The organism is uncultured Methylibium sp. (assembly GCF_902826655.1).
Lineage (GTDB): Bacteria > Pseudomonadota > Gammaproteobacteria > Burkholderiales > Burkholderiaceae_C > Methylibium.
In genome coordinates this window covers 1-5,207 of record NZ_CADEFR010000023.1, presented here as the reverse complement: position 1 = coordinate 5,207, position 5,207 = coordinate 1, and the positions used below count along the sequence as shown (strand labels likewise).

Genomic DNA, 5,207 nt, shown 5'->3' with positions numbered 1-5,207 from the left:
CACAATCCCTTCGGCGACAACGGCATCAAGTTCTTCTCGGCACGCGGCGAGAAGCTGCCCGACGCCTGGGAGCGCGAGGTCGAGGCCATGCTGGAAGATCCCGCGCAGTGGGTCGACTCGCGCGCGCTCGGCAAGGCGCGGCGGGTCGACGATGCGCAGGGCCGCTACATCGAGTTCTGCAAGAGCACGGTCGCCGGCGAACTGAGCCTGCGGGGCATGAAGATCGTCGTCGACGGTGCCCATGGCGCCGCCTACCAGGTGGCGCCGAGCGTGTTTCACGAACTGGGGGCCGAGGTCGTCGCGATCGGCTGCAGTCCGAACGGGCTGAACATCAACGACGGCCACGGTGCGACGCATCCGGACGCGCTGATCCAGGCCGTGCGCCGGCACAGTGCCCACTACGGCATCGCCCTCGACGGCGATGCGGACCGCCTGCAACTGGTGGACGGGTCGGGGCGGCTCTACAACGGCGACGAGTTGCTCTACCTGCTGACGACGGACCGGCTGACGCAGCAACAGGCGGTGCCGGGCGTCGTCGGCACGCTGATGACCAACCTGGCCGTCGAGCAGGCCTTGCAGCGCAACGGTGTGGCCTTCGTGCGCACCAAGGTCGGCGACCGCTACGTGCTGGAGGAACTGCTCGCCCGCGGCTGGCAGCTCGGCGGCGAGGGGTCCGGCCACCTCATCGCGCTCGACAAGCACACCACCGGAGACGGCCTGGTCAGCGCGCTGCAGGTGCTGCAGGCGGTGGTGCGCAGCGGCCGCTCGGTCGCCGCCCTGCTGGAGGGGCTGACGCTCTTCCCACAGGTGCTGGTCAACGTCAGGCTCCAGCCCGGGCAGGACTGGCGGTCCAGCAAGGCCCTGGCCGCCGCACAGCGCAGCGCCGAGGACGAGCTCGGCAGCGGTGGCCGGATCCTCGTCCGGCCTTCCGGCACCGAGCCGCTGCTGCGGGTGATGGTCGAAGCCGGCGACGGCGCCCTGGCCGAGCGCTGCGCCCAGCGCATGGCCGAGGCGGTGCGCCAGGCCTGAATCCGGGCGATCAGCGCTTCGGCGGAATCAGCACGCGATCGATCACGTGCACGACGCCGTTGCTGGCAGGGACATCGGCCTGCGTCACCAGGGCCTCCTCGACCGTGACGAAGCCGCCGGCCTTGGCCACCACCACATCGGCGCCCTGGGCGGTCTTGGTCTTGCCCGACTTGATGTCGGCCGCCACGACCTTGCCCGGGACCACGTGGTACATCAGCACCGCCTTCAGCTGTTCCTTGTCCTGGGCCAGCGATTCCAGGGTCTTGGCCGGCACCGCCTTGAAGGCCTCGTCGGTCGGGGCGAACACGGTGTAGGGACCGGCGCCGCGCAGGGTGTCGGTCAGGCCGGCGTCGCCGATCAGCTTGTTCAGCGTGGACAGCGACGGGGTCTTCGCCGTGGTGTCGGCGATGCTGACGGGGACCGAGGTCGAGGCGCAGCCGGCCAGGACCAGGGCGGCGGTCGCGATCAGCGGGGCGATCTTGTGCATGCGAACTCCTGAACGATGGGGTGAAAGTCGGCCGTGACAACGGCGCGGCCGGAGTGTGGGGGCGGCGAATGACGCTTCCGTGACCGTTCCAAGACAGGCCTGTCACGGAGGCATCTCGTGCCGGGCGCCGGGTGAGGGCGTCACGGCGCTGTCACACGCCGAACCTAGAGTTCCGGGCATTCGATCCAACCCTCAGAAAGGTCGTTCATGAACCTGTCGCTCCTGCGTTCCGCACTGGCTGCTGCCGCCCTGGTGGGCGCTTCCACCACGATCCTGGCCCAGGACATCACCGGTGCGGGGGCGTCCTTCCCGGCCCCGGTCTACGCCAAGTGGGCCGACGCCTACAACAAGGCGACGGGTGCGCGCATCAACTACCAGTCGGTCGGCTCGGGTGCCGGCATCCGCCAGATCAAGGCCAAGACGGTGGACTTCGGGGCCTCGGATGCGCCGCTCAAGGATGAAGAGCTGGCGAAGGACGGCATGATCCAGTTCCCGACCGTGATCGGCGGGGTCGTGCCGGTCGTCAACATCAAGGGCATCGCCCCGGGCCAGATCAAGATGACCGGCCAGGTGCTCGGCGACATCTACCTCGGCAAGATCGCCAAGTGGAACGACCCGGCGCTCGCCGCCCTGAACCCGGGCGTGCCGCTGCCCGACGCGCCGATCGCTCCGGTGCGCCGCGCTGACGGCTCTGGCACCACCTTCCTGTTCACGAACTACCTGTCCAAGGTCAACGCCGAGTGGCAGTCCAAGGTGGGCGAGGGCACGGCCGTCAACTGGCCGACCGGCGCCGGCGGCAAGGGCAACGAGGGCGTGTCGGCCTTCGTGCAGCGCCTGCCCAACTCGATCGGCTATGTCGAGTACGCGTATGCCAAGCAGAACAAGATGTCGCACGTCCTGCTGAAGAACAAGGACGGCGTCTACGTCGGCCCCGACGAAGTCAACTTCAAGGCCGCCGCCGCCGGCGCGCAGTGGGACAAGAGCTTCTACCAGGTGCTGACCGAACAGGCCGGCAAGGACGCGTGGCCCATCACCGGCGCGACCTTCATCCTGATGTACAAGACCCAGGACAAGCCCGCCAGCGCCGCGAACGCCCTGAAGTTCTTCGACTGGGCCTACAACAGCGGCGACAAGATGGCCTCCGACCTCGAGTACGTCGCCTTGCCGGATGCCGTGAAGGCGCTGGTCCGCAAGCAATGGGCCGACAACGTCAAGGACGCTTCGGGCAAGGCGATCGCCTACAAGTGACCCGGGTGCCGCCCCCGACGGGGGCGGCCGCATCGCCGGCAAGCCGGGAGGCGCGCCGGCGTCGCATCGACGAGCGAGGACCATCGTGGCCGCTACACTGCCCGCTACCCCCTACCCCGAAGACCAGAAGATGGAGCGAACCCAGCCGCAAGGCGGGCCGCCGCCGGCGCGTCGGGCGTCGCCGTGGATCGACACCCTGTTCTCAGTCCTGACGCATGGCGCGGCGATCTTCACGCTGACCATGCTGGCCGGGATCATCGTGTCGCTGTTCATCGGCGCGGCCCCGGCGATCCAGGAGTACGGCCTGTCCTTCCTGTGGCGCAGCGAGTGGGACCCGGTGCAGAACCAGTACGGCGGGCTGGTGATGATCTACGGCACGCTGATGACCTCGTTCATCGCGCTGCTGATCGGCGTGCCGGTGAGCTTCGGCATCGCGCTGTTCCTCACCGAGCTTTCCCCCGGCTGGCTGAAGCGCCCGCTGGGCGTCGCGATCGAGCTGCTCGCAGCCGTGCCGTCGATCGTCTACGGCATGTGGGGCCTGCTGGTGTTCGCCCCCATCCTGTCGACCTTCGTGCAGCAGCCGTTGCAGGGCGTGTTTGCCGGCGTGCCGATCCTCGGGGCCCTGTTCAGCGGACCGCCGGTGGGCATCGGCATCCTGTCGGCCGGCATCATCCTGGCCATCATGATCATTCCCTTCATCGCCTCGGTGATGCGTGACGTCTTCGAGGTCACGCCGCCGATGCTGAAGGAGTCGGCCTACGGCCTGGGCTCGACCACCTGGGAGGTGGTCTGGAAGGTCGTGCTGCCCTACACCAAGACCGGCGTCGTCGGCGGCATCATGCTCGGCCTGGGGCGCGCGCTCGGCGAGACGATGGCGGTGACCTTCGTCATCGGCAACTTCAACCAGCTCAATTCGCTGTCGCTGTTCGAGGCGGCCAACAGCATCACCTCGGCGCTGGCCAACGAGTTCGCCGAGGCGGGCGAAGGGTTGCACCAGGCCTCGTTGATCTACCTGGGCCTGGTCCTGTTCTTCATCACCTTCGTCGTGCTTGCCTGTTCGAAGCTGCTGCTGAACCAGCTGAAGAAGGGTGAGGGGAGCCGCGCATGAGCAGCATCACCAGTCCGGCCAGCGCCTCCCTGCAGGCGCGGCGCATGAGCCTGCATGCCCGCCGCAAGCGCATCAACGTGATCGCGCTGGTGCTGGCGCTGGCCGCGATGTCCTTCGGCGTGTTCTGGCTGATCTGGATCCTGATCGAGACGGTCCGGCTCGGCCTCGGCGGCATCTCGTTGTCGCTGTTCACGGAGATGACTCCGCCGCCGCAGTCCGAGACCGGCGGCCTGGCGAACGCCATCTTCGGATCGATGGTGATGGTGTCCCTGGCGACGGCGATCGGCACGCCCATCGGCGTGCTGGCCGGGGTCTACCTGGCCGAGTACGGGCAGAAGGGCTGGCTCGGCAGCGTCACGCGCTTCATCAACGACATCCTGCTGTCGGCGCCGTCGATCGTGATCGGCCTCTTCATCTACTCGGTGTGGGTCGCGCGGTTCAAGAGTTTCTCGGGCCTGGCCGGCGTGCTGGCGCTGTCGCTGATCGTGATCCCGGTCGTCATCCGGACCACCGAGAACATGCTGAGCCTGATCCCCAACTCGCTGCGCGAGGCCGCCTACGCGCTGGGCACGCCGAAGTGGAAGGTCATCATGACCGTGACGCTGAAGGCGGCACGGGCCGGGGTGCTGACCGGCGTGCTGCTGGCGCTGGCCCGCATCGCCGGAGAGACGGCGCCGCTGCTGTTCACCGCGCTGTCCAACCAGTTCTGGACCAGCAATCTCGGCGAACCGATGGCCAGCCTGCCGGTGACGATCTTCAAGTTCGCGCTCAGCCCCTACGAGAACTGGCAGAAGCTGGCCTGGGCCGGGGTCTTCCTGATCACGATCGGCGTGCTGGTGCTCAACATCCTGGCACGCGTGCTGTTCCGCAACAAACACTGACGCAGAGGTCCCGACATGGACACCAAGGTCGAACTGCCGATCACCGAGAAGGTCAAGCTCTCGGTGCGCAACCTGAACTTCTACTACGGCCACTTCCACGCGCTGAAGAACATCAACCTCGACATGCCGGCGAACAAGGTCACGGCCTTCATCGGCCCGTCGGGTTGCGGCAAGAGCACCTTGCTGCGCACCTTCAACCGCATGTTCGAGCTCTATCCCGAGCAGCGGGCCGAGGGCGAGATCAAGCTCGATGGCGTCGACATCCTGGCGACGAAGGACGATGTCTCCCTGATCCGCGCGAAGATCGGCATGGTGTTCCAGAAGCCGACGCCGTTCCCGATGTCGATCTACGACAACATCGCCTTCGGCGTGAAGCTGTTCGAGACGCTGCCGCGCGTCGAGATGGACGAGCGCGTCGAGTGGGCGCTGAAGAAGGCGGCGCTGTGGAACGAGG

Annotated in this window: 6 protein-coding genes; 5 read left to right on the top strand and 1 reads right to left on the bottom strand. The window is 67.4% G+C overall.

Translation table 11 applies throughout. From position 1 onward, the window contains the following. Nucleotides 1-1,029, top strand: a 1,029-nt coding sequence (gene glmM / locus QZV97_RS11270) for a phosphoglucosamine mutase (RefSeq protein ID WP_295641925.1), incomplete at its 5' end; no start/stop codon positions are given. A 10-nt stretch (nt 1,030-1,039) separates the two neighbouring features. Here the strand turns inward: glmM and QZV97_RS11265 are convergent. Next, complete coding sequence (locus QZV97_RS11265) at nt 1,040-1,516, bottom strand: fasciclin domain-containing protein (RefSeq protein WP_295641924.1); 477 nt, start codon at nt 1,514-1,516, stop codon at nt 1,040-1,042. 207 nt (nt 1,517-1,723) lie between these two features. Here QZV97_RS11265 and pstS point away from each other — a divergent pair, with 207 nt between their 5' ends. The 4 genes from pstS to QZV97_RS11245 all read left to right on the top strand — a co-directional run. Next, a complete protein-coding gene (pstS, locus tag QZV97_RS11260) occupies nt 1,724-2,764 on the top strand; it encodes a phosphate ABC transporter substrate-binding protein PstS (RefSeq protein ID WP_295641923.1) in 1,041 nt (346 codons plus the stop codon). A gap of 130 nt (nt 2,765-2,894) precedes the next feature. Continuing rightward, the gene (gene pstC / locus QZV97_RS11255; RefSeq protein WP_295641922.1) at nt 2,895-3,872 is read left to right on the top strand and encodes a phosphate ABC transporter permease PstC; all 978 of its coding nucleotides are present in this window, start codon (nt 2,895-2,897) and stop codon (nt 3,870-3,872) included. After that, nucleotides 3,869-4,753, top strand: coding sequence for a phosphate ABC transporter permease PstA (pstA, locus tag QZV97_RS11250; RefSeq protein ID WP_295641921.1), 885 nt, complete (start codon nt 3,869-3,871; stop codon nt 4,751-4,753). Before pstC ends, pstA begins: the two co-directional genes overlap by 4 nt. A 15-nt stretch (nt 4,754-4,768) precedes the next feature. After that, a partial coding sequence (locus QZV97_RS11245; RefSeq protein ID WP_295641920.1) for an ATP-binding cassette domain-containing protein occupies nt 4,769-5,207 on the top strand: 439 nt, incomplete at its 3' end.